The 25,969-nt window shown below is 34.0% G+C and carries 21 protein-coding genes; 11 read left to right on the forward strand and 10 right to left on the reverse strand.

Annotated elements, in window-relative coordinates; genetic code table 11:
- The first annotated feature begins 81 nt into the window (after nucleotides 1-81).
- From ilvD to ACRASX_RS12910, 6 genes are all read left to right on the forward strand, one after another.
- Nucleotides 82-1,755: a dihydroxy-acid dehydratase gene (gene ilvD, locus ACRASX_RS12885; RefSeq protein ID WP_432221519.1), complete on the forward strand. Its 1,674-nt coding sequence runs from the start codon at nucleotides 82-84 to the stop codon at nucleotides 1,753-1,755.
- Between the two features lie 70 nt (nucleotides 1,756-1,825).
- Complete coding sequence (gene ilvB / locus ACRASX_RS12890) at nucleotides 1,826-3,523, forward strand: biosynthetic-type acetolactate synthase large subunit (RefSeq protein WP_432221520.1); 1,698 nt, start codon at nucleotides 1,826-1,828, stop codon at nucleotides 3,521-3,523.
- Nucleotides 3,524-3,528: 5 nt separating this feature from the next.
- Nucleotides 3,529-4,056 (forward strand): acetolactate synthase small subunit, encoded by a 528-nt coding sequence (gene ilvN / locus ACRASX_RS12895; protein WP_066309360.1) that lies wholly within the window; start codon nucleotides 3,529-3,531, stop codon nucleotides 4,054-4,056.
- 39 nt (nucleotides 4,057-4,095) lie between these two features.
- Nucleotides 4,096-5,565 carry a ketol-acid reductoisomerase gene (gene ilvC / locus ACRASX_RS12900; protein ID WP_432221521.1) on the forward strand — a complete coding sequence of 490 codons (1,470 nt, stop codon included), beginning with the start codon at nucleotides 4,096-4,098 and terminating at the stop codon, nucleotides 5,563-5,565.
- 461 nt (nucleotides 5,566-6,026) lie between these two features.
- Nucleotides 6,027-7,934, forward strand: a complete 1,908-nt coding sequence (gene acs, locus ACRASX_RS12905; protein WP_432221522.1) for an acetate--CoA ligase — start codon at nucleotides 6,027-6,029, stop codon at nucleotides 7,932-7,934.
- Nucleotides 7,935-7,995: 61 nt separating this feature from the next.
- On the forward strand, nucleotides 7,996-8,316 hold the full coding sequence (locus ACRASX_RS12910; protein WP_432221523.1) for a 2Fe-2S iron-sulfur cluster-binding protein: 321 nt from the start codon (nucleotides 7,996-7,998) through the stop codon (nucleotides 8,314-8,316).
- A 49-nt stretch (nucleotides 8,317-8,365) separates the two neighbouring features.
- On the opposite strand, the gene ACRASX_RS12915 is transcribed toward ACRASX_RS12910, so the two are convergent.
- On the reverse strand, nucleotides 8,366-8,779 hold the full coding sequence (locus ACRASX_RS12915; protein WP_066309348.1) for a thiol-disulfide oxidoreductase DCC family protein: 414 nt from the start codon (nucleotides 8,777-8,779) through the stop codon (nucleotides 8,366-8,368).
- A gap of 99 nt (nucleotides 8,780-8,878) precedes the next feature.
- Nucleotides 8,879-11,044, reverse strand: coding sequence for an endonuclease MutS2 (locus ACRASX_RS12920; protein ID WP_432221524.1), 2,166 nt, complete (start codon nucleotides 11,042-11,044; stop codon nucleotides 8,879-8,881).
- A gap of 113 nt (nucleotides 11,045-11,157) precedes the next feature.
- Here ACRASX_RS12920 and ung point away from each other — a divergent pair, with 113 nt between their 5' ends.
- Nucleotides 11,158-11,829, forward strand: coding sequence for a uracil-DNA glycosylase (gene ung, locus ACRASX_RS12925; RefSeq protein ID WP_432221525.1), 672 nt, complete (start codon nucleotides 11,158-11,160; stop codon nucleotides 11,827-11,829).
- Here the strand turns inward: ung and ACRASX_RS12930 are convergent.
- From ACRASX_RS12930 to ACRASX_RS12945, 4 genes are all read right to left on the reverse strand, one after another.
- Nucleotides 11,826-12,203: a DUF4258 domain-containing protein gene (locus ACRASX_RS12930; RefSeq protein WP_066309339.1), complete on the reverse strand. Its 378-nt coding sequence runs from the start codon at nucleotides 12,201-12,203 to the stop codon at nucleotides 11,826-11,828. The genes ung and ACRASX_RS12930 overlap by 4 nt on opposite strands.
- 36 nt (nucleotides 12,204-12,239) lie before the next feature.
- On the reverse strand, nucleotides 12,240-13,439 hold the full coding sequence (locus ACRASX_RS12935; RefSeq protein ID WP_066309336.1) for an alanine dehydrogenase: 1,200 nt from the start codon (nucleotides 13,437-13,439) through the stop codon (nucleotides 12,240-12,242).
- A 79-nt stretch (nucleotides 13,440-13,518) separates the two neighbouring features.
- On the reverse strand, nucleotides 13,519-13,935 hold the full coding sequence (gene tsaE / locus ACRASX_RS12940; protein ID WP_432221526.1) for a tRNA (adenosine(37)-N6)-threonylcarbamoyltransferase complex ATPase subunit type 1 TsaE: 417 nt from the start codon (nucleotides 13,933-13,935) through the stop codon (nucleotides 13,519-13,521).
- Between the two features lie 76 nt (nucleotides 13,936-14,011).
- Nucleotides 14,012-15,565, reverse strand: a complete 1,554-nt coding sequence (locus ACRASX_RS12945) for a bifunctional response regulator/alkaline phosphatase family protein (protein ID WP_066309331.1) — start codon at nucleotides 15,563-15,565, stop codon at nucleotides 14,012-14,014.
- 294 nt (nucleotides 15,566-15,859) lie between these two features.
- Here ACRASX_RS12945 and blaOXA point away from each other — a divergent pair, with 294 nt between their 5' ends.
- From blaOXA to ACRASX_RS12960, 3 genes are all read left to right on the forward strand, one after another.
- The gene (blaOXA, locus tag ACRASX_RS12950; protein ID WP_432221527.1) at nucleotides 15,860-16,684 is read left to right on the forward strand and encodes a class D beta-lactamase; all 825 of its coding nucleotides are present in this window, start codon (nucleotides 15,860-15,862) and stop codon (nucleotides 16,682-16,684) included.
- 291 nt (nucleotides 16,685-16,975) lie between these two features.
- The gene (locus ACRASX_RS12955) at nucleotides 16,976-17,395 is read left to right on the forward strand and encodes a MarR family winged helix-turn-helix transcriptional regulator (RefSeq protein WP_432221528.1); all 420 of its coding nucleotides are present in this window, start codon (nucleotides 16,976-16,978) and stop codon (nucleotides 17,393-17,395) included.
- A gap of 9 nt (nucleotides 17,396-17,404) precedes the next feature.
- Complete coding sequence (locus ACRASX_RS12960) at nucleotides 17,405-18,040, forward strand: nitroreductase family protein (protein WP_066309323.1); 636 nt, start codon at nucleotides 17,405-17,407, stop codon at nucleotides 18,038-18,040.
- A 248-nt stretch (nucleotides 18,041-18,288) separates the two neighbouring features.
- On the opposite strand, the gene ACRASX_RS12965 is transcribed toward ACRASX_RS12960, so the two are convergent.
- The 4 genes from ACRASX_RS12965 to ACRASX_RS12980 are packed head-to-tail and all read right to left on the reverse strand — an operon-like array spanning nucleotide 18,289 to nucleotide 24,490.
- Nucleotides 18,289-19,689, reverse strand: a complete 1,401-nt coding sequence (locus ACRASX_RS12965; RefSeq protein WP_432221529.1) for an efflux transporter outer membrane subunit — start codon at nucleotides 19,687-19,689, stop codon at nucleotides 18,289-18,291.
- Nucleotides 19,679-22,849 (reverse strand): efflux RND transporter permease subunit, encoded by a 3,171-nt coding sequence (locus tag ACRASX_RS12970; protein ID WP_432221530.1) that lies wholly within the window; start codon nucleotides 22,847-22,849, stop codon nucleotides 19,679-19,681. The genes ACRASX_RS12965 and ACRASX_RS12970 overlap by 11 nt, the downstream gene beginning before the upstream one ends.
- A 39-nt stretch (nucleotides 22,850-22,888) precedes the next feature.
- Nucleotides 22,889-23,989 (reverse strand): efflux RND transporter periplasmic adaptor subunit, encoded by a 1,101-nt coding sequence (locus ACRASX_RS12975; protein WP_066309318.1) that lies wholly within the window; start codon nucleotides 23,987-23,989, stop codon nucleotides 22,889-22,891.
- A 15-nt stretch (nucleotides 23,990-24,004) separates the two neighbouring features.
- A complete protein-coding gene (locus tag ACRASX_RS12980; RefSeq protein WP_066309315.1) occupies nucleotides 24,005-24,490 on the reverse strand; it encodes a GbsR/MarR family transcriptional regulator in 486 nt (161 codons plus the stop codon).
- A 237-nt stretch (nucleotides 24,491-24,727) separates the two neighbouring features.
- On the opposite strand from ACRASX_RS12980, the gene ACRASX_RS12985 reads away from it, so the two are divergent.
- Nucleotides 24,728-25,957, forward strand: coding sequence for an HD domain-containing protein (locus tag ACRASX_RS12985; protein ID WP_082706620.1), 1,230 nt, complete (start codon nucleotides 24,728-24,730; stop codon nucleotides 25,955-25,957).
- Nucleotides 25,958-25,969: the final 12 nt, after the last annotated feature.

A 25,969-nucleotide genomic window follows, 5' to 3' on the forward strand; every position in this document is an offset into this window, starting at 1 on the left:
GAAAAATAATATTATAAACCTTCCAGTAAATTGGAAGGTTTTTTTTATATAAAAAAATTAAAATTACACAAACAAACTATAATGGAATTAAATAAGTACAGCAAAACCATAACGCAAGACGAGACGCAACCCGCTTCTCAAGCCATGTTCTATGGCATTGGATTAACGGAGGAAGATCTTAAAAAAGCGCAGGTAGGAATTGTCAGTATGGGTTACGACGGAAATCCGTGTAACATGCACTTAAACGATTTAGCAAAAGATATAAAGACAGGTGTTTGGAAAGAAGATTTAGTAGGACTAATTTTTAACACGATCGGAGTAAGTGACGGTATTTCAAATGGAAATGATGGAATGCGTTTTTCTTTGGTTTCTCGTGATGTCATTGCAGACTCAATTGAGACGGTAATGGGAGCACAGTGGTACGATGGTTTAATTGCTGTTCCTGGTTGTGATAAAAACATGCCTGGGGCGTTAATAGCTATGGGAAGAGTAAATCGTCCCTCTATCATGGTTTATGGAGGATCGATCCATCCAGGAAAATGGAAAGGAGAGGACTTAAATATTGTTTCTGCTTTTGAAGCTTTAGGAAAAAAATTCAGTAATTCTATTTCTCCAGAAGATTTTAAAGGTGTGATTCAAAATGCTTGTCCGGGTGCAGGTGCATGTGGCGGAATGTATACGGCAAATACAATGTCTTCAGCAATTGAAGCATTAGGAATGAGTTTACCTTACAGTTCTTCAAATCCAGCTTTAAGTCCAGAAAAAAAACAAGAATGTATTGATGCCGGTAAAGCAATTAAAATATTATTAGAAAAAGATATCAAACCGAGAGACATCATGACTCGTAAAGCATTTGAAAATGCAATTACAATGGTAGCTGTTTTGGGAGGATCCACTAATGCAGTGATGCATTTGATTGCAATGGCCCATTCTGTTGGTATCGAATTGACGTTGAAAGATTTTCAGGACATTAGTGATAAAACGCCATTACTAGCAGACTTAAAGCCTAGTGGTAAATATTTAATGGAAGATTTACATAATGTAGGTGGTGTTCCTGCAGTAATGAAATATTTATTGAAAGAAGGTTTCTTGCACGGGGAATGTATGACTGTCACAGGTAAGACTATCGCTGAGAATTTAGAGTCAATTCCTGCTTTACATGATGGTCAAGAAGTAATCTTTGAAATTCAGAAAGCATTAAAAGCTACTGGGAATATTCAAATTTTATACGGTAATATAGCTTCAGAAGGTTGTGTAGCTAAAATTAGCGGTAAAGAAGGGGAGTTTTTTGAAGGAACAGCAGTTGTTTATGAAAATGAGAAAGATGTAATTCGAGGAATACAAGCTGGTGAAGTTAAACCAGGAAATGTCGTCATTATTCGATATTGTGGTCCAAAAGGTGGTCCAGGAATGTCTGAAATGTTAAAGCCAACCTCTGCGATTATGGGTGCTGGTTTAGGCAGTAGTGTTGCACTAATTACAGACGGGCGTTTCTCTGGAGGTTCTCATGGTTTTGTAGTAGGGCATGTTACACCAGAAGCGTATGAAGGTGGCGGAATTGCATTGATTGAGAGTGGAGATTTGATCACAATTGATGCTGTCAAAAACACAATTAATATGAATATTTCTGACGAAGAATTTGCGAACCGTAGAGCCAATTGGAAACAACCAGAATCACCTATTAAACAAGGTGTTTTACTCAAGTACATGCGTTCGGTCTCTAGCGCTTCTGAGGGATGTGTAACTGATAAATAATGTACAGATAACTGAAAAGTAAAAGAATTTTAAAATATTTTTTTTCAGTTTTTTAATAATATTCAAAAGGATGGAAACAACAAGAATATCTGGCGCAGAAGCCGTTATTAAATGTTTATTAGCAGAAGGTGTAGATTTGATATACGGCTACCCAGGTGGAGCTATTATGCCAGTTTACGATGAATTATATAAATTTAGAGATCAACTGCATCACGTTTTAGTGCGTCACGAACAAGGCGCTACGCACGCCGCTCAAGGATATGCAAGAGCTACAGGAAAAGTGGGTGTAGCAATTGCAACGTCGGGACCTGGAGCTACAAATTTAGTGACGGGAATTGCAGATGCACAAATTGACTCGACTCCTTTAGTATGCATAACAGGGCAAGTGGGTAAACACTTACTAGGATCAGATGCATTTCAAGAAACCGATATTATTGGAATTTCTACTCCAGTTACGAAATGGAATTACCAAGTTACAGAAGCTAGTGAAATACCAGAAATTATTGCAAAAGCTTTTTACATTGCACGTTCGGGTAGACCAGGTCCAGTCTTGATTGATATTACAAAAAATGCGCAGTTCGATTTACTTGACTTTAAGTATGAAAAATGCACTAGTATAAGAAGTTACAATCCTGTACCTAAACTTAAAATTGAATCAGTACAGAAAGCAGCAGATATAATCAATTCGGCAAAAAAACCTTTTATTGTTTTCGGACAAGGTGTTATATTGAGCAGAGCAGAAGAAGAGTTGAAAACGTTAATTGAAAAAACAGGAATTCCAGCAGGATGGACTATTTTAGGATTATCTGCCTTACCAACCGAACATCCTTTGAATGTTGGAATGTTAGGAATGCATGGTAATTATGGACCAAATGTATTGACTAATGAATGCGATGTTCTTATTGCTTTAGGAATGCGTTTTGATGATCGTGTGACAGGAGATTTGAAAACTTATGCTAAACAAGCAAAAGTAATTCATTTTGAAATTGATCCTGCAGAAGTTGATAAAAACGTAAAAACAGAAGTAGCTGTTTTAGCTGATTTAAAAGAGGCATTGACTGCTTTGCTTCCTTTATTGAATGATAATAAACACGAAGATTGGCACAATGAATTTAAAGAGAAAGCTAAAATTGAATTTGAGGCTGTCATCGATGAAGAATTAAAGCCAACTAATGGAAAAGGAATTTCAATGGGTGAAGCTGTTGAAATGATTAACAAACATTCAAAAGGTGATGCCATTATCGTTTCCGATGTAGGTCAACATCAAATGTTTGCTTGTCGTTATGCAAAATTTAATTCAACTAAAAGTAACATTACTTCGGGAGGTTTAGGAACAATGGGATTTGCACTTCCAGCTGCAATTGGAGCGAAGATGGGAATGCCAGAGAGAGAAGTTGTTGCTATTATTGGCGATGGTGGATTTCAAATGAATATTCAAGAATTAGGAACTATTTTTCAATCTAAAGTACCTGTTAAAATAGTTGTTTTAAACAATGAGTTTTTAGGAATGGTGCGTCAATGGCAAGAATTATTCTTCGATTACCGTTATGCTTCAACTGAAATGGTAAATCCAAATTTTGTGGCTATAGCCGAAGGATATTACATTAAAGCAAAGAAAGTTACAAAACGAGAAGAACTAGATGCTGCAGTTGCCGAAATGCTCGCTTCCAAAGATTCGTACTTTTTAGAAGTAATGGTAGAAAAAGAAAATAATGTATTTCCAATGATTCCAACAGGAGCCTCAGTTTCTGACATCAGATTAAGATAATAGTTATGGAAGATAATAAAACATTCACCATCTCGGTGTATTCAGAAAATAATGTGGGTTTATTAAATAGAATATCTGGAATATTCTTAAAAAGACACATCAATATATTGAGCTTAAACGTTTCAGAATCGGAAATTGAAAATGTTTCGCGCTTTATTATTGTAGTGGATACTACAGAAAAATGGGTTCGAAATATTGTAGGTCAAATCGAAAAACAAATCGAAGTGATAAAAGCATTTTACCACGTTGATGACGAAACTATTTTCTTAGAAAATGCATTGTTCAAAATAAATTCTAGGTTGGCAGAAAATCAGGACATTAAGGATATTATAGCTAACAGTAATTCGGTAGTTATGACTACAGAGCATGATTTTTTTGTAATTTCAAAAGCTGGAAAGCGTGCGGATATAAATGAGTTACATGCACAATTAAAACCGCATGGTATCATGCAATTTGTTCGTTCGGGTCGAATTTCTGTATCAAAAGAAAAAATGGAAATTTCGCAACTGTTGCAAGAATTCAAACAAAATTAAAAACAAAATAAATTTAAGACTAATAATTAAGAGTAGAAAATGGCAAATTATTTCAACACATTACCGTTACGATTACAATTAGAGCAACTAGGAGTTTGCGAATTCATGGAGCAGTCAGAATTTGCTGATGGAATTACAGCTTTAAAAGGTAAAAAAGTAGTTATCGTAGGTTGTGGTGCTCAAGGTTTAAACCAAGGTTTGAACATGAGAGATTCTGGATTAGACATATCATATGCTTTGCGTCCTGATGCAATTGCAGAAAAAAGAGCTTCATTTAAAAATGCTAGTGAAAACGGATTTAAAGTAGGAACTTACGAAGAGTTAATACCAACTGCCGATTTAGTTTGTAACTTAACGCCAGATAAGCAACATACTGCAGTAGTTACTGCAATTATGCCTTTAATGAAAAAAGGGTCTACATTAGCTTACTCTCACGGTTTTAATATTGTGGAAGAAGGAATGCAAATTCGTAAAGATATTACGGTTATTATGTGTGCACCAAAATGTCCAGGATCTGAGGTTCGTGAAGAATACAAAAGAGGATTTGGAGTTCCAACACTAATCGCTGTTCATCCAGAAAATGATCCAAATAATATTGGTTTAGATCAAGCAAAAGCATACGCCGTAGCAACTGGAGGTCATAAAGCAGGAGTTTTAAGATCATCTTTCGTTGCTGAAGTAAAATCAGATTTAATGGGAGAGCAGACTATTCTTTGTGGTTTGTTACAAACAGGATCTATTTTATGTTTTGATAAAATGGTAGAAAAGGGAATTGATTCAGCATATGCTTCAAAATTAATTCAGTACGGATGGGAAACCATTACTGAAGCTCTTAAACATGGAGGCATTACAAACATGATGGACCGTTTGTCTAATCCTGCAAAAATTAAGGCATTTGAAATTGCTGAAGAATTGAAAGACATTATGCGTCCGTTGTTTCAAAAACACCAGGACGATATTATATCTGGAGAATTTTCTAAAAATATGATGATCGACTGGGCAAATGACGATAAAAATTTATTGACTTGGAGAGCTGCTACAGAAGAAACTAATTTTGAAAAAACGGCTCCACAAGAAGCTGCAATTTCAGAACAAGAGTATTTTGATAACGGCCTTTTAATGGTTGCAATGGTTAAAGCAGGAGTTGAATTGGCTTTTGAAACAATGACTGAAGCAGGTATCATTGAAGAATCAGCATATTATGAATCATTACATGAATTACCTTTAATTGCAAATACAATTGCAAGAAAAAAATTATTCGAAATGAATCGTGTCATTTCTGACACTGCAGAATATGGTTGTTATTTATTTGATCATGCTTGTAAACCATTATTAGTTGATTTTATGAAAACAGTTGATACAAATGTAATTGGAAAATCTTTTTCAGTATCAAATAGCGCAGATAATGCAGTTTTAATTGCAGTAAACAAGCAAATTCGTCAGCATCCTATTGAAGAAGTAGGAGAGTGGTTGAGAGAGTCAATGACTGCAATGAAAAAAATTGGTTAATTAAAATTTTGGAATTACCGCACCAAGAGTGTGTCGGAATTTGCAATGTATTCTTTTATATAATATTTTGAATTAGTAAGCACTTATTAAAAATTAAGGATATACTTGTAAATTGCTTTCACTTAACTTCAAAGGGAGTTAAGTGAAGTAATTCCTATTACTATTTAGGTTGTAAAATATAGCTCTAGATTTTGATAAAGTTGCTTCTAATTCTGATGTTTTAAGAATGGAATTTATAAACAGAATTTGGGTTAAACAAAAGAGAAAGAAGGCATGATATAATTATATTATGCCTTTTTTATTTGACATAAATAAGAGGAAAATATTTAATAATTAAATTTTTACCTTAAAAAAGTAATTTAAATTACACAAAATATAATTTTTAGTTAAAATTTATAAATTAAATAATTATTAGAATCGAAGTAGTTTTAATACATTTATAAAAAAAAAATTGAGCAAACATGAGTTATTTTAAAATTGAAAATTTAGAACAATATTTTAAACATTATAATAAGTCAGTTCGTGAACCAAGGAAGTTTTGGGGAAAAATTGCCGAAGAAAATTTCACTTGGTATCAACATTGGGATAAAGTAGTTGACTTTAACATGGTTGATGCTGAAATCAGTTGGTTTTCGGGAGCTAAAGTTAATATTACAAAAAACTGTATTGACAGACATTTAAATAAAAGAGGCGAGAAAACGGCTATCATTTTTGAACCTAATGATCCTTCAGAAGAAGCATTGCATATTACATATAATGATTTATACGAGCGAGTTTGTAAAATGGCTAACGTTTTACTGGAGCAAGGAATCAAAAAAGGAGATCGTGTGTGTATTTATTTACCGATGATTCCAGAATTGGCTGTATCTGTCTTGGCTTGCGCTAGAATTGGAGCGATTCATTCTGTTGTTTTTGCAGGATTTTCTTCTTCTGCAGTAGCAGCAAGAATTAACGACAGCGAATGTAAAATGGTTATTACATCGGATGGTGGTTTTAGAGGAAATAAATCGATTGAATTAAAATCGATTATCGATGAAGCATTAGAAGCTTGCACTTGCGTTGAAAAAGTATTAGTTGTAAAACGTACCAATACACAAGTAAAAATGAAAGAAGGACGCGACCAGTGGTTGCAACCGTTATTAGATACTGCTTCTGCAAGTAATGTTGCAGAAATTATGGACGCTGAAGATCCTTTATTTATCTTATATACTTCAGGATCTACTGGTAAGCCAAAAGGAATGGTGCATACCACTGCAGGTTACATGGTTTATACTTCTTATACTTTTAAAAACGTATTCAATCACGAAGAGAATGATATTTTTTGGTGTACGGCAGATATCGGTTGGATCACAGGACACTCTTATATTGTATATGGTCCATTATTAAATGGTGGAACTACAGTTATTTTTGAAGGCGTACCTTCTTACCCAGATTTTAGTCGTTTCTGGGAAACAATTGAAAAACATAAAGTTACTCAGTTTTACACGGCACCAACTGCCATCCGTTCTTTAGCAAAAGAAAGTTTAGATTACGTTTTAGGTTTTCCTTTAAAATCATTAAAAGTAATTGGATCTGTCGGTGAACCTATAAACGAAGAAGCATGGCACTGGTACAACGATCACGTGGGAGCTAAAAGATGCCCAGTTGTTGATACGTGGTGGCAAACAGAAACTGGAGGTATCATGCTTTCGCCAATTGCATTTGTTACTCCAACAAAACCAACTTACGCTACCTTACCTTTACCAGGAATTCAACCTGTGCTAATGGATGATAAAAGAAACGAAATTGAGTCCAATCAAGTAGACGGAAGTTTATGTATTAAATTTCCGTGGCCCGGAATTGCAAGAACAATTTGGGGCGATCACCAAAGATATAAAGACACTTATTTTTCTGCTTTTCCAGGTAAATATTTTACGGGAGATTCAGCATTAAGAGACGAAGTTGGTTACTACAGAATTACCGGTCGTGTTGATGATGTAGTAATTGTATCTGGACATAATCTAGGAACTGCGCCAATTGAAGATGCAATTAATGAGCACCCTGCTGTCGCAGAATCTGCTATTGTCGGTTTCCCACATGATATTAAAGGAAATGCTTTATACGGTTTTGTAATCTTGAAAGAAGCAGGTGAGTACCGAGATAGAGAGAATTTAACTAAAGAAATCAATCAATATATTGCGGACCATATCGGACCAATAGCAAAATTAGATAAGATTCAGTTTGTTTCTGGTTTGCCAAAAACACGTTCTGGAAAAATTATGCGTAGAATTCTTCGAAAAATTGCAGAAGGAGATTTTTCTAATTTCGGTGATATTTCTACCTTATTGAATCCAGAAATTGTAGATGAAATAAAAGACGGAAAAAAATAATACTTACAAAAGCTGCTTTTCATCTAAAAGCAGCTTTTTTTTTATTTGAAAAATTAAAAATGTGGATAAAATTATACTGAACATACAATCTGAAGGTGTTGAATATAGGGTAACAACTTATCAAAATGAATACAGAAGCTTAATGCAATTGATTCGAGATAATTCGTTCTTAGAAGATTTTGGTGACTGTGGAGGAGTGGGACGTTGCTGCACCTGTGTAGTAGAAATTATCTCAAAAGAAATACCATTAACACCGTTTGACGGAAATGAAAGAGCGACTATTCAAAAGCACGATTTAGATGCAGAAAAGTTTCGTTTGGCATGCCAGATTATGATTGATAAAAGTATCGACGGATTAGTCGTAAAAGTATTTCAAGAGTAAATTAATACTTAAAACTATTAGAAAGCGATAAATCTTGCATTGTGTTTTATTACAAGAATTTTGATTTTAACTCAGGAGTTGGAATTAGACAAGATTCCTTTTTGCCATACAAACGATATCTGTTTTTTGCAACATAATCATAAAAAGCATCTCCGATGAAAATAGGAACAATTCGCATAAAGGCTGACATATTCCAAATACCACCAAATTCTTTTGCAATGGCTAGTATGGCCGATGACTTGTAGTAATAAGCAACGCCTGGCTCATATAAAATGATACTATCCATCTTAGCATAACTAATTCCTATTGTCTTGCAAATTTCAATGCCAAGATCCGATTGTAAAGCTACAAATCGGAAACAATCTTTTTCATCGTGTTTGATAATATATTGAACCGCAGAATTGCAAAGATTACAAACGCCATCAAATAATATTATTTTTTTATTTTGAGGTAGATTTAGCATGAATTTTCTTGATTTTGGGAATCAACTAATAAATTTATAACAAACGTACTAATAGAAACTCGAACTTGCGACTATTAGTATGCGTTTAACAAAAACAAATTACTTTTTAACAGCTTCAACTAATTCTAATTCGTCTAAACTCACTTTTGAAGTGAATATTCCGTAATTAACTGTTGCTTTATTTCTTTCTATATTGTCGATGCTGCCAACCGATCGACCATCGATCATGCGAACGCGATCGCCTACTTTTAAAATTGGCTTGGCTTTTTCCACGACAGGTTTCAGTTTTTTAGCCTTCTTTTCTTCTCTAATTTCTTCAACTTGTACTTCTACTTCTTTAGCAATTTCTTTTTTCTTCTCCGCAATCACTTTAATTTCTTTTGGAGTGGCTTTTATACGTTTAGAATTTTCGATTTCAACAATTTTCAAAAGATCTCCAATTAATTCCTTCTTATTGCTATTGTTAAAATACTTCTGTGAAATATCATCTACTTTTTGACCAATGTAAATTAATTTTTGGTTGCTGTCATACAGTTCTTGATAGCTTTCTAACTTTTGTTTGATTTTTACGTTGATGTTTTCCATCTTTTTACCTTCTTCGCGTGCTCTAGTTTCTTCTTCTTTTAAATTTATCGAAGTTTTCTCAAGCTTCGAACGCTCTTTCTGTAAAGTGGCAATAGTTTTATCAAAACGCACTTTTCCGACCTCTATTTTCTTTTTAGCACGGTTGATCAATCCAAAAGGGATTCCGTTTTTAAGTGCAACTTCAAACGTAAAGGAGCTTCCTGCTTGTCCTAAAACCAATTGGTACAAGGGTTCTAAAGATTTTTCGTCAAACAGCATATTGGCATTGGTTGCAAAAGGCAATTCGTTGGCCAATATTTTTAAGTTAGAATAATGCGTAGTTATAATTCCGAATGCTTCACGATGGTAAAATTCTTCTAAGAAGATTTCTGCCAAAGCACCTCCTAATTCTGGATCAGAACCGGTACCGAATTCATCAATTAAAAACAGGGTCTTCTTGTTACACTTTTTCAAAAAGTAGTTCATGTTTTTTAAACGGTAACTGTAGGTGCTTAAATGATTTTCAATAGATTGATTGTCTCCGATATCAGTCAATATTCGATCAAAAAGAAACGTTTCACTTCGTTCATGTACCGGAATTAACATTCCAGACTGCAACATCAATTGCAATAAACCTACTGTTTTTAGGGAGATCGTTTTACCTCCTGCATTCGGTCCAGATATTACGATAATTCGATTTTCCTGTTTTAATTCAATCGTTTGTGGATGCGTAATTTCGTTTTTAGACTTATTGTTTAAGTATAAAATAGGGTGAAAAGCATCTCTAAAATACAAACGACGTTCTTCTGTAATAGCAGGCAAGATTCCGTTAATTTTATTAGCATATTTCGCTTTTGCGGCAATGACATCGATCTCACTTAGAAACTCTTGATATTCTTTCAATAAGGGTAAAAAAGGACGAACAGCATTGGACAATTGCTTTAGTATTCGGGTAATTTCTTCCTTCTCTTCATATTCTAAATTACTTAATTCTCGGGAATATTTCAAAGTTTGTTCAGGCTCAATGTAAGCGATACTTCCAGTTTTACTAGTACCTAAAATAGTCCCTTTAATTTTGCGTCGGTACATCGCCAAAACGGCTAATACGCGGCGGTTTTGAACAAAGCTTTCCTTGATGTCATCTAAATATCCAAGAGTGTTGTATTGCGTTAATGCCGATCCAAAACTTTGGTTAACCTTTCCCCGCACGACGTTCATGTCGCGACGAATATTTAATAGTTCGGGCGATGCATTGTCTTTTATCTCACCATATTTGTCTACCACAACATCAACCAGTGCGATTATATCTTTAGTCAATTCTACTTGCGAAGAACGCGCGTTTAAATTGGGATAGTAATCTTCAAATTTCCTTAAAAAAGTTAATAAAACATTGACAGTTGCCGAAAGCGTAGCAATTTTTCTGAAACTACCTACTTCTAGAAAACTATCTTCAATCGCTAGAAATTTAATTTCATGAGTGATCGCATCAAAGCCATGATTAGGAATCGCGTTATTGTTATCAAAAGAAGAAACATACTCAGAAGTTTGTTTTAGCGCTTGCAGCAAGCTTTCTTTATCACTGAAAGGTTTAATTGTAAGTGCCTTTTCTTTACCTATCTCTGTATTACAGATAGCTGAAATGGTTTCTAGTATAGTTGGAAATTGTAAATCTTGTTGTGTCTTATCGGTAATGGATATCATATTGGTCCTAAAGTTGTCAAGAAGCAAAGTTACAAAGTTACGCACTGTAAATAAGCAACAGCTCGGGGAGTTTTTAGTAAAAGTTGTCTAAGTTTGTAAAAAATTTGACGCTTATGATTGCCGATCTCAATTCAAACTGGAAAAAAGTCTTAAAGGATGAATTACAAAAGCCCTATTTTGTAGCATTAAATACTGTTTTGGAAGAAGAATACCAAACGCATACCTGTTATCCGCCAGCTGAATTAATTTTTTCTGCGTTTAACAGCTGTGATTTCGCTGATTTAAAAGTAGTTATTATTGGTCAAGATCCCTATCATGGAGAGGGCGAGGCTAATGGTTTATGTTTTTCGGTAAATGATTGCGTTAAAATTCCACCGTCATTGCGTAATATTTATAAGGAAATTCATAGCGATTTGGAGGCTGTTTTTATCCCAGAATCTGGTAATTTAAAACATTGGGCACAACAAGGCGTTTTATTATTGAACGCGTCGCTAACAGTGCAAAAAGATAGCGCAAATAGCCACAAACACCTAAAGTGGAATCTATTCACAGACGCTGTCATTAAAACAATTTCTGAACAGAAAGAAGGTGTTGTGTTTTTATTGTGGGGTGCTTTTGCACATAAAAAAGGTGCGAAAATTAATCGAAATAAGCATTTAGTTTTAGAATCGGGACATCCTTCGCCAATGAGCGCCAATCAAGGAAAATGGTTTGGAAATAAGCATTTTAGCCAAACCAATGCTTTTCTTTTATCAAAAAATAAATCTGAAATTAATTGGTTTTAGTTAATTTTTGTAATCGATTCTAAAACAGCTTTCTTTTCATAATTGACCACTTTTAAAATAATTTCTTGATTTTTAACGGTCTTACCTTCAATTATATAAATCTTACCATTTTTATATTTGATATTACTTTGATCAAAATCAACATCACCATGTTTTAGCGTATTTTTCACGTCTACGGTATCGATCCATCCTTCAGCTAGAACTTGAGAAGCTGCATCAGAATAATGAAAAGGTTTAGTTCGTAAATCACTTAAAACTCGCGAATTAGGGAAATAATTACAGCTGGTATCTTTTCCGCCTAAAATAAAAGCTACAAAAAAAGCTCCAATCATTAAACCGAATAAATAATATGCTAAGCGTTGCGGAAATTTCATAAAATATTTTTCGAGCAAAGATAGTCCAAAAATGTACTAAAAAACAAGTAAATTAATATCGTTATGAGGCAAGTCAAACCAATCACTAATAGCTCTGTTGGTTACAATTCCGTGGTACAAATAGATTCCGTTTAAAAGACCTTTATTGCAACGAATCGCACTTTCAATTCCGCCATCTTCGGCAATTTGCAACAAATAAGGCGTAATAATATTACTGATAGAAAGAGAGGCGGTCTTAGAATAACGCGATGGAATATTAGGAACACAATAATGCAAAACATTGCTTTTTAAGAAAGTCGGTTTTTCATGCGTCGTAACTTCTGAAGTTTCAAAACAACCGCCAGTGTCGATACTAACATCTACAATTACAGCTCCTTTTTTCATGTGTTCCACCATAGTTTCGGTAACCACAATCGGACATCGTTCTTTGCCGCGCATAGCTCCAATAGCAACATCGCAACGACGCAAAGCCTTAAGTAAAGTTTTAGGCTGAATGGTCGAGGTAAAAACACGCTGATTTAAATTATTTTGTAGGCGACGTAATTTAGTAATTGAATTGTCAAAAACCTTGATACTTGCACCTAAACCCAAAGCAGTTTTAGCTGCAAATTCACCAACTGTTCCTGCTCCTAAAATAACAACTTCGGTCGGTGGAACACCCGTAATATTGCCAAATAAAAGTCCTTTTCCTAAATCATCGGTAATCATTAATTCGGCAGCAATTAATATCGACGCCGTTCCTGCAATCTCACTCAACGATTTTACTGCAGGATAGGAGCCGTCTTCGTCTTTAATATATTCAAAAGCCAGTGCGGTAATTTTCTTTTGAGTCAACGCTTCAAAATAAGCTTTCTTTTTAGTCTTTAGCTGAATGGCAGAAATTAAGATCGTTTCGGGATTCATTAATTTGATTTCAGCAATTGTTGGAGGTTCGACTTTAAGTAGCATTGGGCAGCCAAATACCTTTTTGGTGTCTTTAGTAACTTCTGCACCCGCATCACTGTATTCTTTGTCTGTGTAACTTGAACTTTCTCCTGCGCCAGCTTCTATCATCACGCGGTGTCCTTGATACACTAGTGAAGTGACGGCATCTGGAGTTAGACAAATACGACGTTCTTGATAACTTGTTTCTTTAGGAATACCAATAAAAAGTTCTCTTTTATGTCTACCTATTTCAAGCATTTCTTCCTGAGGTAACAATTGTTGTTTCGTAAATGGAGTTATTGTAATTGGCATTGGTTCGGCAAAATTAAGGATTCAAATTACGTAAAAATTTTGGAATAAAATAATGCTTAACATATTAAAGCATATTATGTTAACGGCTGTGACTTAAAGTTAGTAATCGCCGCCCATCGGGTTGCAAATCAATAGTAATAACAGAATGATTCTCTGGAATAAGATTCGGTATTTTCTCAGACCACTCAATAAAACACCAATTATTAGAATACAAATAATCTTCGACACCCATATCGAGCGCTTCGGTTTCCTGTTTTAAACGGTAAAAGTCAAAATGGTATACGGTCTTTTTATCATCGGTTTGATATTCATTTACTAGAGAAAATGTCGGACTACTAGTTGCTTCACTAACGCCTAATGTTTTGCAAAATTGTTTTATAAATGTTGTTTTTCCAGCGCCCATTTCGCCATTAAAAAGAATTATTTTTTCAGGATATTGGTCTAAAACTTGTTGAACAACCGATGCTATTTGGTCTAACGAAAACTTAATTTCCATATGTTTGATAAATGATTGGTAATTGCAAAGTACTGAATTGTAAAATTACTCGGCACTACTTATTAATCGCTTGAGACTATTTTGGGTTAAAAACTAAAAACGGAATAATCATCTCTTCTAATGAAATTCCCCCGTGTTGGTACGTATTTCTATAATAACTTACATAGTGATTGTAATTGTTTACGTAAGCCAAAAATAAATCGTTTTTCGCAAAAATAAACGAACTACTCATATTTATTGCAGGTAAACCAATTTTTTTAGGATCTTTAATGTCGTAAACGTCTTTGCTCTCGTACGTTAAGCTTCTTCCTGTTTTATATCTCAAATTTAAACTTGTGTTTTTGTCGCCCACAACTTTAGAAGGATGTTTGACATTAATGGTTCCGTGGTCGGTGGTTAAAATTAGCTTGAAGCCCATCGTTTGTGCTTGTTGAATAATTTCTAAAAGCGGAGAATTTTTGAACCAACTAAGGGTTAACGAACGGTAGGCCTTGTCGTCTGAAGCTAATTCTTTTACTACATCTAATTCTGTTTTCGCATGCGAAAGCATATCAACAAAATTATAAACTACAGTAACCAAATCGTTGTTTTTTAAACCTTTAAAGTTTTCTGATAATTTTTTACCACTTGCTAAATTCGTGATTTTAAAATAATCTTGAACAATATTTAATCCCAATCGCTTTAGTTGCGCGGTTAAAAATTCGGCTTCGTATAAGTTTTTACCACCATCTTCAACATCATTTTTCCAATATTCAGGATGCTTTTTCTCCATTTCCAAAGGCATCATTCCAGAAAAAATTGCATTTCTAGCATATTGAGTTGCTGTGGGAAGTATAGAAAAATAAGGAACTTCTTTCTCGAGTTTGTAATAATTTTGAACAACAGATTCAAAAGCTTTCCATTGATCGTATCTTAAATTATCAATGACAACAAACAAAATTGGCTTGTCTTTCTTTTTAATTTCCGGAACGACCAATTCTTTGAATAAATTATCTGATTGAATCGGACGATCTGCTTTTGGTGCAAACCAATCTTCGTAATTGCGTTCGATAAATTTACCGAATTGCGAATTCGCTTCTACTTTTTGGGATTCGAGAATTTCAATCATTCCTTGATCATTAATATTCTCTAATTCTAATTCCCAGAAAATTAATTTTTTGTATAACTCAACCCAGTCTTCATAAGTGTTGACCATGGCTAATTCCATCGATATTTTACGAAATTCTTTCTGATAATCCATACTAGTTTTTTCAGAAATCAATCGTGAATGGTCTAAATTCTTCTTTAAACTTAGTAATATTTGATTCGGATTAACGGGCTTAATCAAGTAATCGGCAATTTTAGAACCAATTGCCTCTTCCATAATATACTCTTCTTCGCTTTTGGTAATCATAATCATCGGAATAGACGATTTTTTTTCCTTCATTTCCGCAAGCGTTTCTAAGCCGCTCATTCCGGGCATATTTTCGTCTAAAAAAACAATATCAAAATTGTTCTCATCAAAAATAGTGAGGGCATCTAAACCGTTATTGCAAGTAGTAACCTCGTAGTTTTTCTTTTCTAAAAATAGTATGTGTGGCTTTAATAGGTCGATCTCATCATCTACCCAAAGTATTTTTATCTTGCTCATTATATCCCTTTTTTACGCAATTTAAACCTTTATAGCACGAATAAGTACTAAAATTATTATAAATTTATTGAGTAAAATTAGCTTTAAATGGTACTACTTTGATTGTTTATTTCAAAAAATCAAAAAAATTTTTAAATAACTGAATTTTAAAGTACGCACTTAGTATTAAAGAAGATAAAAAAACTGAATTCTAGCTTCGCTGGTTCGAACTATTAAAAAAAAAAATGTATATTTTAGGGCATTATGTTTCTATTAAACGCATTACAGCCTTAGTCTACCAAAGACAAAATAAAAATGAGATACTTATTCAAATTAACAGTTTTAATGATTTTAATGAGTTTTAGAGGGAATTCTCAAATAAAGATTCATAAAATTAAAGAAGTTGTAAAATTAGATTTTGGAGTTGCTTTAGATAGTTTAGGAGTAAAAGGTTCTGTCTTAATTTATGATGTTAAAAATAAAACGAATTATTCTAACAATTTCGCTTGGACAAAAATAGGCGTAATTCCTGCTTCGACATTTAAAATTCCCAATTCTATTATTGCTTTAGAAAGTGGTGTAGTTGACAATGATTCAGCAATTTTTAAATGGGATGGACAAAAGCGCAGATTTAAAAAATGGGAAGAAGATTTATCTTTTAAAAAAGCATTTCAAGTTTCTTGCGTGCCTTGTTATCAAGAAATTGCTAGGAAAGTTGGTGTGCAACGCATGAAACTGTATTTGAAAAACTTACAATATCCAGGAATGGTGTTTGATAGTTTAACAGTAGATGAATTTTGGCTTAAAGGTGAATCTAAAATTTCACAATTACAGCAAATAGAATTTTTAGAGCGATTTTATTTTTCAAAATTACCAATTTCTACAAAGACGGAAACTATCATGAAAGATATCATGATAATAGAAAAGACTGAAAATTATATTTTAAGTGGGAAAAGCGGATGGGGAATGAGGGGAGACTTGGATAACGGTTGGTTAATAGGATATTTAGAAAAGAATAATTTGGTTTATTTTTTTGCTACAAATATCGAAATGAAAGATGCTAAGATGGAATCTTTTCCAGCAATTAGAATGCATGTAACGAAAGAAGCTTTTAAAAAATTAGAATTGATTAAAAATTGATAGCAGTTATAAATTGAAAGATTTATAGTTGGTGCATTATATAAAAGACAAAATTATAAATTAAGTTTTAATGTTCATCTTTTAATACGGGACGAGCATCAAATGTAAATATTAATTCTATCACTTTATTCAATCATTAAGATTCCCTGAAACAATGGGTAATTAGATAATATAAATTAATTCAGGAATTTGACTTTCTTAGATTTAAAATTGTTAAACAAATAATAATGTTTTACAATTACATTGTGCGCAATTTAATTGTGTGATATATTTGCAGTTGAAATGAGTAGTATGAAAGATCAATTACAAATTAGCCAGCAAGTTTGTTTTCCTGTTTATGTTTTCGCCAAGGAAATTATTAGTCACTATAGACCTTTACTGGAAGAACTCAAACTCACTTATCCTCAATATTTGGTGATGATGATATTATGGGAATACGAGACGCAAACTGTCAATCAATTGGGAGAAAAATTGAAACTTGATAGCGGTACATTAACTCCGCTGCTTAAGCGCATGGAACAAAAAGATTTTGTTTCTCGCGTAAGAAGTAAGGTGGATGAACGTTCAGTTAATATTTCGCTGACTGAAAAAGGAGAAGCCTTAAAAAATAAAGCAGCTTGTATTCCAAATCAATTAATGGAATCAATGGAAGTTTCAACTGAAGATTTACTTGTTTTAAAAAACATTATTACAAAAATATTAAATAAATAAATACAGAAAATGGCATTATTAGAAGATTTGAATTGGAGGCATGCTGTAAAAGCATACGATTCTACAAAAAAAGTAAGTACAGAAAATATTGATAAAATTATAGAAGCAGCTCGTTTAGCACCAACTTCTTCGGGCTTGCAACCTTTTAACCTAATTGTTGTTGAAAATCAAGAATTAAAAGAAAAGTTAGTGAAAGGAGCTTTGAATCCAGAATGTATGAGAGACTGTTCTCATGTGGTAATTTTTGCTGCATGGGATCGCTACACAGCCGAACGAATTGACAAAGTATACGATCATACTACAGACGAACGCGGTTTAGAAAGAGGGCGATTTGGTAGCTATACCGATATGCTAAAGAAAATTTATCTTGAACAACCTGGCGAAGAAAATTTTGCTCACATTGCAAGACAAACTTATATTGCATTAGGACTTGCGTTAGCGCAAGCGGCAGAATTAAAAATTGACAGCACACCTGTAGAAGGTTTTGACACTAATGTGGTTGATGAAATATTAGAATTAAAAAAGCTTGGTTTAAAAAGTGTTTCGTTAATGTATGTTGGTTACGCTGATACACCAAACGACTGGATTGCGCCGATGAAAAAAGTGAGAACACCGAGAGAAGAATTTTTAATTGAATTTAAATAAGCCGCAAATTGCAGTAGCTTTTATAAAGCGTAAACACTCATAAGTTTAAAAAAGCCTAGCGCAATATTATTTTGCGCTAGGCTTTTTTGATTTCTCTTTTAAGTATTGTTTTTAAGAACTGTATTTCTTTAGTTGTAGTTTATAAATGTGAAAGAGATACCTTTTCATAAAAAGTAAAAGCCATTAAACATTGCTATTTAATGGCTTTTTGAATTAAAATTACCTAATACATTTTGGTTAAAGATAACCTATTGCCATCCGCCTCCAAGTGCTTTATACAATTGGATAATAGCATTATACTGTTGAAATTTATTGTCTATTAAGCTTAACTCAGCATTTAGCGCATCATTTTTAGAAGTTAAAACCTCTAAATAATTTACCATTCCGTAAGTAAGTAATTCATCAGAATAACTGCTAGCCAAAAGCAAAGCATCTACTTGTTGTGTTCGCACTGCAATTTTATGAGTTTCATTGTTGTATTGTGCCAACGCATTTGAAACTTCATTTCCAGCATTTAATAAGGACTGTTGAAATTGTAATAAAGCTGCTTCTTGGTTGGCTTGTGCCACTTCGTACTGCGTTCTTATTTGTCTTTTGTTAAAAATAGGTTGTGTTAAACCGGTGATTACATTAGCAAACAAAGAATTAGCACTAAACCATTCTTTTAAATCGATACTTTGCAAGCCACCCGAAGCGGTTACGGTTAGGCTAGGGTAGAAGCTGCTTTTTGCCACATTAGTTTGCTCAAAATTAACGATCAAGTTGTATTCTGCAGCAATAACGTCAGGTCTGTTTCTTAATAATACAGCAGGAACACCCAAAGCAATTTGCGGATTAACATTTTGATTTTCTAATGTACCACGCGCTATGCTTTTAGGATTTTCACCTAATAATAAATTAAGCTTGTTTTCTAGAAATTTTACATTGTTTCTCAAATCGGCTAGAATCAATTCTGTAGCATATTTTTGAGCTTCCGTCTGTTTTACTCCAACCTCATTAACATTTCCTGCGTTTTTAAGTGCTTGAATTGTCTCTATGCTTTGCTCTCTGTTGAGCAATGTTTTTTCGGTAACCTTAATTTGAGCATCTACCGAAAGCAATTCGAAATAAGTCGAAGAAATTAGTGCAATAAGCTCTGATTTTACAGCTTGATTAGCCGCATGAGTTTGCAAATAGGCAGCATTCGCAGCACGTTGATTACTACGAATTTTTCCCCAAATGTCTGCTTCCCAAGATAAATTTCCTGCCAATTGGTATTGGTCAGAACTTCTATTTTGAAGTACCGATCCAAACTGACTATTTTTAGAAAGCTCAGAATGCGTCCAATCTGCTCCAATAGCAAATGTTGGTAAATATCCCGCTTTTCCTTGCTTCATCATTGCTTCAGAGGCAGCTAATGTTTGCATTGCAATTCTAATATCAAGGTTGTTATCTAACCCTTTTTGAATGTATTGCTGTAAGATAGGATCTGTAAAAATATTTTCCCACTTCATATTTGCAAACGAAATACTATCTGTACTTGTTTCTTCAGTTCTAAAAAGATTGTCCGTTATCACTTCGGGTCTTTTATAATCTTTTGCCACAAAACAGGATTGCAGAAGCAATGCAGTGGCAAGAAGAAGTGTTATTTTGATTTTTCTATTTTTCATTTTCTTCATTTAATAGTGGTGTTTCTTCTTCTGTCGCTGCTACTGGTTTTCCAGAAATGCGCTCTTGTAATCCTTGAAAAATTACAAACAAAATCGGAATAAAAAATACTCCAATAATAGTACCGACCAACATTCCTCCAACAGCACCCATTCCGATAGAACGGTTACCTACAGCTCCAACTCCAGATGCTAATGCTAATGGCATCAAACCAAAGATAAAAGCTAACGAAGTCATTAAAATTGGTCTCAAACGTGCTTGAGCACCTTCAACAGCAGCTTGAACTAAAGGCATACCTTGTCGTCTTCTTTGAATCGCAAACTCAACGATCAAAATCGCATTCTTGGCGAGTAATCCGATAAGCATAATCAGGGCAACTTGAAAATAAATATTGTTTTCCAGTCCTGCTAGTTTTACGAAACCAATCGCTCCAGCTAAACCAACTGGTAATGAAAGAAGTACAGCCAAAGGCACTAAATAACTTTCATATTGTGCACTAAGTAAAAAGAAAACAAATATCAAACTCAATAAGAATACGCCTGCAGCTTGACTTCCGGCAAGGATCTCTTCACGAGTCATTCCAGAGAATTCATAAGAGTACGTTTTTGGTAAATGCTCTTCCGCTACTTCTTGAATTGCTTTAATAGCATCTCCCGAGCTGTAACCTGGCTTTGCTTTACCGTTTACGTTAACCGCTTTAAGCATGTTGAAACGTGCTACAGCTTCTGGACCGTAAATGCGTTTAAAGTCGATAAATTGACTGATAGCAACTTGTTGTCCGCTCGCATTTTTAACGTAAATATTATTGATAGATTCAAGATTTTCTCTATCTGATGGCTTAGCCTGAATCATTACACGGTATTGTTTACCGAATTTGTTGAAATCTGTAGTATATAATCCACCGTAATATCCTTGCATTGTATTGAAGATATCAGTGATAGAAACGCCAGCATTTTTGGCTCTTTCTACTTTAATATCCATTTCATACTGCGGGAAGTTTGGATTAAAGTTAGTAATCGCGTACTGAATTTCAGGTCTTTTCATTAATTCACCTAAAAATTCATTCGACACTTTACTTACCGTTTGCCAGTCATCGTCACCTTTATCTTGAATTTTTAATTCAAAACCATCTGCACTACCAAATCCAGAAACACTTGGAGGCGTAAAGAATAACGCTTTCGCATCTTTAAAGTGTGCTGTTTTCGCAAATAATTGTCCAACAACTGCTTCAACTGATTGATCGTCGCCTTTACGGTCTTTCCAATCTTTTAATCTAATAATGGTAAAGGCATATGAACCACCATTTACACTGTTTAATAAACTAAAACCAACCACACTCATACGTGCTTCTACAATATCCATCGAAGCAATGATTGAATCTAATTCCATTACTGCTTGTTGGGTTTTCTCTAATGTTGTTCCTGGAGGAAGCGTTAAATCTCCCATAATTATTCCTCTATCTTCATTCGGAATAAATCCAGAAGGAGTAGTTTGGAATAATAAAAATGTAATACCAGAGAACACAATTAACGCTACTACTGTTATCCATTTTCTAGCGGCTAAAAAACGCAACGATTGAACGTATTTGTTATTCATGCGGTCAAAACCTGCGTTGAATGCTACGAAGAAGCGATCTTTAAAATTTTTATTGTGATGCTCTGAATCTACATGTGGTTTTAAAAACAACGCACACAATGCTGGACTCAAAGTCAATGCATTTACTGCTGAAATTAGAATAGCAATTGCTAATGTGATCGCAAACTGTTGGTAGAAAACTCCTGATGGTCCACTTAAAAATGAAACCGGAATAAATACTGCCGACATAACCAAGGTAATCGAAATAATAGCACCTGTAATTTCGCTCATCGCAGAAACCGTTGCTTCTTTTCCAGATTTTGCTCCTTGATCTAGTTTGGCGTGCACCGCCTCGACGACGACAATTGCATCATCGACGACAATACCAATGGCCAAAATCATTGCAAATAATGTTAACATATTAATGGAGAAACCAAGAATCTGCAAGAAGAAAAACGTACCGATAATTGCTACTGGAACTGCAATAGCAGGAATTAATGTCGATCTAAAATCTTGCAAGAAGATATAAACCACAATAAATACTAATATAAAAGCTTCTATTAAGGTATGAATCACATTATCAATAGAGGCATCCAAAAACGTTTTTGTATTAAAAGGAATTACATAATCAACTCCTTTTGGAAAATCAGGTTTAGCATCGTCCAAAATTTGAACAATTTCGGTAATAATATCCTGAGCGTTGGAACCTGAAGTTTGAAAAACTCCAACTGCAACACCTTGTTTACCCATCGCAATATTTTTAGTTCCGTAATTGAAACCTCCTAATTCGACAGTAGCAACATCTTTTAAGTGAAGAAAATTACCGTTACCCGTTGATTTGATTACAATATTTTCGTAATCCTTAATTTCAGATAAACGACCTTTATATTTAATTACATATTCATAAACACCTTCGGCATTTTCACCAAATTTACCAGGAGCTGCTTCTACGTTTTGCTCTTGTAACGCGGCTTGAATCTCTTTTGGACTCACATTGTAAGCAGCCATTTTTTCTGGATCAATCCAGATTCTCATGGAGTAATCTTTTGCTCCAAATACGTTTACTTGTCCAACACCTTTTACACGTTGCAGCTTTGGAACCAAGTTAATTTTTGCATAATTCTGAACATATGTTTCATCAAAATTATCGTTATCAGAGTACAAAGCAAAAAACATCAAAGCACTGGTTTGACTTTTTAAAGTTGTAACTCCCGTTTGCACTACTGCTTGCGGTAATTTACTGGTCGCACGAGCCACACGGTTTTGAACGTTTACGGCGGCGATATCTGGATCTACACCCAATTCAAAATAAACAGATATTTTGGCAGAACCATCATTAGCAGCAGAAGAGGTCATGTAAGTCATTCCTTCTACTCCATTAATTTCTTCTTCCAAAGGAATTACGACACTATTTAGTACAGTTTCGGCATTTGCTCCAGTATAGGTAGCAGTTACCTGGACAGTTGGTGGAGCAATCTCGGGGTATTGCTCGACAGGCAATGACATTAATCCTAATACCCCTAAAATGGTAATTAAGATTGAAATAACGGTCGACAGAACCGGTCTTTCTATAAAAGTTTTTAACATCTTACTATAATTAATTTTGTCCAAAGCAGGACTGTTATTTTATTTTGTTGGAGTTGTAGTAGCAGCTTGACCTTTTGGCTGAGGAACGATTTCTGTGTTCTCTTTCAATTTCGAAGCACCTTCAACAACAATTACTTCGCCAGTTTCTAATCCGTCGGTAACAATAAAATTCAATTCCGATGTACCACTAGTTTGAATAATTCTAGATTCTACTTTATTGTCTTTTTTAACTACGTAGATGGTTTGTTTTCCTTGTACTTCAAAAACAGCATTTTGCGGAACTAAAATCACTTCTTTCTGTTCAATTGGCAAGCGAACAATTGCAGTCCCACCACTTCTTAAAATAGCATTTGGATTTGCAAATTCAGCTCTAAATTGAGTGGTACCGGTTGTTGGATTTACTAATCCGTTCATGGTAGCCAATTTTCCTTTTTCGCTGTATTCTGAGTCGTCAATTAAAACTAGTGAAACCAGTGGAGCGTTTTTAAGTTTTTCGGCAGTAGTTTGTCCTTTAAATGTTTTATTAAAAAACAACAACTGCTTTTCATTCATAGAAAAATAAGCACGCACTATTTTTGTATCAGAAACAGTTGTTAATGGTGTTTCACTTGTAGAGTTTACTAAACTTCCTTCTCGGTAAGGCAAACTTCCAATTACACCATTTACAGGAGATACAATTGTTCCAAAACCAATACTAGCCGCAATACTTCCATAATTACTTTTTGCTTGTGCTAATTTTGCTTTAGCGGTTTCTAGTTGAACCACACTAATTATATTACGCTCTACTAACGGAACCAAACGATCAGTTTCAACTTGAGCTGCATGCACTGCTGCTTTTGCTGCCGATGCATCTTGATTTAAAGTTTGTGTTTCTAGTTTAAAAAGTAATTGTCCTTTTTTAACTATTTGTCCTTCATCAACGTATATTTTTTGAATGAAACCATTAACTTTCGGTCTGATTTCTACATTTTGCTGCCCTTCAAGATTAGCACTGTAATCTTGATAAGTAACCGCATCTTGTTTTTCTACGGTTTGCACAGGAAAAGGAGCAGGCCCTTGAGCTGGTGCTTGTTGTTCTTTTTTTCCGCAAGAAGCGAAAATAAGGAAAGCAGCGACTATCGATAATTTGATGTTCTTCATTTTTTTTAAGGTTGATTATCTATTATTGTTTTCTAATTCTTTAAATTCTTGTATTGATTCTAAAAGTAACTTTTCCACTTTTTGAACGTAAGCTTGATATGATCTTGAATGTTTTAAACTGTTGCTTTCCTGCTCACACAAAACCGTTTTTTCTCGGTAAGCATGCAGTTTATCGATGATCTTTTTTTCATACTCAATAACTTTTACATAATGTATCAAGCGATCGCTAAAAGGAGCAGCTTTAAAGTGCTTTTTTCGATCTCCCGAAATCGTGTAGTATTGAATTTTATCCATTTTTAAGAGTAAATTCAAATTGGTCGAAACCGAACTCTTACTAGCGTGCATCGTTTCTACAATTGATTCAAACGTCAAACCTTCTTTGCAACCATCCAGAATCAATAAGGCAAGTATTCTTGCGCCTAACGGAGATAAATGATAGATGGATTCGAAGTGAATACCAAACATTTCAATCAGCTCTTCTTTTTCAGACTGTAAATCCATTTTAGTTTATTTTTATGCAAAATTAATGTTAGTTCGCTAATTACCGAACCAAACGAACTATAATCTTTTGTTAAAAAATTAAACACCCACTTCTACAACTTAAAAACATCGAACTTTTACCTAAAACAAATCCCACTTCTAGCATTGACGATTACTAGTGATAAATATTTAAAAATATTATCCAAAATAAGTAGTAGTTAATTATATATATTTGTCGGGCAAAAAATTGAGTAAATGGTGAACCAAATTAATAAATTAAAAATTTTCAATGATCCAATTTATGGTTTCATTACCATTCCGAGTGCACTCATTTACGATTTAGTTCAGCATCCGTATTTTCAGCGTTTGCGTCGAATTTCACAAATGGGTTTGTCATATTTAGTTTATCCTGGCGCCAATCATACTCGTTTTCATCATGCTTTAGGATGCATGCATTTGATGCAAAAAGCAATAGAAACCTTGCGTTTTAAAGAAGTTGAAATTTCTGCTGAAGAAGAAAGTGCGCTTTTAGTTGCTATTTTATTGCATGACATTGGTCACGGTCCGTTTTCGCATGCCATGGAAAAAAGCATTGTGGAAGATGTGAATCATGAAGCTATTTCGCTATTATTCATGAATCAGTTAAATGACGAATTTGACGGAAAGTTAAGTTTAGCCATTCAGGTTTTTAAAGGAGAGTACCACAGAAAGTTTATGTTGCAATTGATTTCAAGTCAGTTGGATATGGATCGAATGGATTATTTAAAACGAGATAGCTTTTACACTGGTGTTGCCGAAGGAAATGTCAATTCTGAGCGTTTAATTCAGATGATGACTGTAGTTGACGACGTTTTAGTTATTGAGGAAAAAGGAATTTACTCGGTCGAAAAATTTTTACTTTCTAGAAGATTGATGTATTGGCAAGCCTACTTGCATAAAACCAGTTTAGTAGCCGAATTAATTTTAATGAAAGTACTAAAAAGAGCTAAGGAATTGACGTTAAAAGGAGAAATATTACCGTGCAGCGTTCCTTTTCAGTTTTTTTTACAAAATAAGGTTACTTTTGAATCATTTGATTCTAAAACATTAGATTTATTTTCTCAAATGGATGATTTTGATATCATTAGCGCATTAAAAGCGTGGCAGACTTACGATGATTTCATCTTGTCTACCTTGAGTAAAATGATAATTAATAGAGATTTATTAAAAATAAAATTAAGCGCCGAAAAAATTTCTGCCGAAGAGGTACAAGCTTTAAAAGAAGAATACGCTGCTTTAAATAACATATCAGTACACGATGCTAGTTACTTTATTTATAGAGGTAAGATAAAAAATCAAGCATACAGTAAAGAAGCAGAACCCATTCGAATATTAAAAAAAGATAGAACAATTGAAGATGTCGTAGAAGCATCTGATCAATTGAATTTGAAATCATTATCTAAATTAGTAACTAAATATTATTGTTGCTTTCCAAAACAACTGATTTAAAATTAACATTTA

It is taken from the genome of Flavobacterium sp. TMP13, from assembly GCF_050847115.1.
Classification (GTDB): Bacteria; Bacteroidota; Bacteroidia; order Flavobacteriales; family Flavobacteriaceae; genus Flavobacterium.

Coding starts and splice junctions, on each gene's coding strand:
- ACRASX_RS12965 (WP_432221529.1), bottom strand. CDS start 19,689: ATGAAAAATAGAAAAATCAAAATAACACTTCTTCTTGCCACTGCATTG.
- ilvD (WP_432221519.1), top strand. CDS start 82: ATGGAATTAAATAAGTACAGCAAAACCATAACGCAAGACGAGACGCAA.
- ilvB (WP_432221520.1), top strand. CDS start 1,826: ATGGAAACAACAAGAATATCTGGCGCAGAAGCCGTTATTAAATGTTTA.
- ACRASX_RS12960 (WP_066309323.1), top strand. CDS start 17,405: ATGGCATTATTAGAAGATTTGAATTGGAGGCATGCTGTAAAAGCATAC.
- ung (WP_432221525.1), top strand. CDS start 11,158: ATGATTGCCGATCTCAATTCAAACTGGAAAAAAGTCTTAAAGGATGAA.
- ACRASX_RS12955 (WP_432221528.1), top strand. CDS start 16,976: ATGAAAGATCAATTACAAATTAGCCAGCAAGTTTGTTTTCCTGTTTAT.
- ACRASX_RS12920 (WP_432221524.1), bottom strand. CDS start 11,044: ATGATATCCATTACCGATAAGACACAACAAGATTTACAATTTCCAACT.
- ACRASX_RS12915 (WP_066309348.1), bottom strand. CDS start 8,779: ATGCTAAATCTACCTCAAAATAAAAAAATAATATTATTTGATGGCGTT.
- ACRASX_RS12945 (WP_066309331.1), bottom strand. CDS start 15,565: ATGAGCAAGATAAAAATACTTTGGGTAGATGATGAGATCGACCTATTA.
- blaOXA (WP_432221527.1), top strand. CDS start 15,860: ATGAGATACTTATTCAAATTAACAGTTTTAATGATTTTAATGAGTTTT.
- tsaE (WP_432221526.1), bottom strand. CDS start 13,935: ATGGAAATTAAGTTTTCGTTAGACCAAATAGCATCGGTTGTTCAACAA.
- acs (WP_432221522.1), top strand. CDS start 6,027: ATGAGTTATTTTAAAATTGAAAATTTAGAACAATATTTTAAACATTAT.
- ilvN (WP_066309360.1), top strand. CDS start 3,529: ATGGAAGATAATAAAACATTCACCATCTCGGTGTATTCAGAAAATAAT.
- ACRASX_RS12930 (WP_066309339.1), bottom strand. CDS start 12,203: ATGAAATTTCCGCAACGCTTAGCATATTATTTATTCGGTTTAATGATT.
- ACRASX_RS12935 (WP_066309336.1), bottom strand. CDS start 13,439: ATGCCAATTACAATAACTCCATTTACGAAACAACAATTGTTACCTCAG.
- ACRASX_RS12970 (WP_432221530.1), bottom strand. CDS start 22,849: ATGTTAAAAACTTTTATAGAAAGACCGGTTCTGTCGACCGTTATTTCA.
- ACRASX_RS12975 (WP_066309318.1), bottom strand. CDS start 23,989: ATGAAGAACATCAAATTATCGATAGTCGCTGCTTTCCTTATTTTCGCT.
- ilvC (WP_432221521.1), top strand. CDS start 4,096: ATGGCAAATTATTTCAACACATTACCGTTACGATTACAATTAGAGCAA.
- ACRASX_RS12980 (WP_066309315.1), bottom strand. CDS start 24,490: ATGGATTTACAGTCTGAAAAAGAAGAGCTGATTGAAATGTTTGGTATT.